The organism is Ralstonia sp. A12, assembly GCF_000801955.1.
GTDB lineage: Bacteria > Pseudomonadota > Gammaproteobacteria > Burkholderiales > Burkholderiaceae > Ralstonia.
Window position 1 is genome coordinate 1 of the sequence record NZ_JSZO01000048.1, and the last position, 1,101, is coordinate 1,101.

Annotated in this window: 1 protein-coding gene; it reads right to left on the minus strand. The window is 63.6% G+C overall.

Going from position 1 to position 1,101, the window contains the following annotated elements; all coding sequences use genetic code 11:
- The coding region (locus tag PI87_RS27785; RefSeq protein WP_039600983.1) for an IPT/TIG domain-containing protein at positions 1-1,100 on the minus strand (1,100 nt) is incomplete at its 3' end.
- Position 1,101 lies beyond the last annotated feature (1 nt).

Below are 1,101 nucleotides of genomic sequence, written 5' to 3' on the forward strand. Positions count from 1 at the left end.
GCCGTGCCGCCACTGGCCGAAGCCAGTGATTGGCTGTAGGCCGTGCCCACACTACCGGCCACGGGCGACGACGGTGCGTAGGTGACCGTCGCATTCGACACGGTGACGGTGATCGTTGCCGGCGCCGACGTGCCGCCTGCATTAGTGGCCGTGTAGGTGAACGAGTCCGTACCTGAGTACGACGAGTTGGGCGTATAGGTAAGGCTCAGGCCGGAGGCGGTCGCTATGCCGTGGGTTGCTTGCGTGCCGACAGCCAGGCTGGTTGGCGAGCCAGTGACGTTCACCGTAGCGGGGTTGTTAGTACTGCCGTGCGCCACGGTGATGCTGGTCGGACCAGCGGTTGGCGGCGCCACATAGGAGAACTGGTCAGCCGCGCTGGTGGTACTGGTGCCGCCGCCGTTGGTCACCGTCACGTCAACAACGCCAGCACTGCCTGCCGGTGATGTTGCCGTGATCTGCGTGGTGCTGTTGACGGTGAAGCTGGTGGCGTTGGTCGCACCGAATTTGACCGCCGTGACGCCAGTGAAATTGGTGCCGGTAATGGTGACGTTAGTGTTGCCCGCGGTTGAGCCGGTGGTGGGGGAAATGCTGTTGACCGTCGGCGAGTTCGGAACAACGGTAATCGTCAGCGAGCCGGTGGGCGTCCAGGTGCCGCCGTCACTCGTGATAAAGAACGTTGCCGTGTCGGTGCCGCTGAAAGAGGGGCTTGGTGGCACATAGGTGAAACCGTTGCCCGTACCACCGGGAACGGTGTTGTAGATGTAGAACGTGCCGCCATGTGCGGTTGGCGATGAGGCGACGGGAGTCAGGCTGTTGCCATCCCCAGCGGCGTCGAATGCAATCCCCGCGCCGACCGGATCACAGGCCGCATTGTCGCCGCCGGTCATCGTGTAGGTTATCGACGTGTTTTGCGGCATCGAAAACGAGACCGAACACGAAATCGCCAGTGCCCCCTGCGAAAGCACCATCAACCAGATCGCCAGCACGGCCAGCAGGCCCCGGCGCATCCATGCACGCCCCTGCGCCCCCATGCGCCGGAACATTGACCATCCGGCGACCCCATGCCGGCCATACGGGCTGGTTTGTGTCAGCACGCGCATT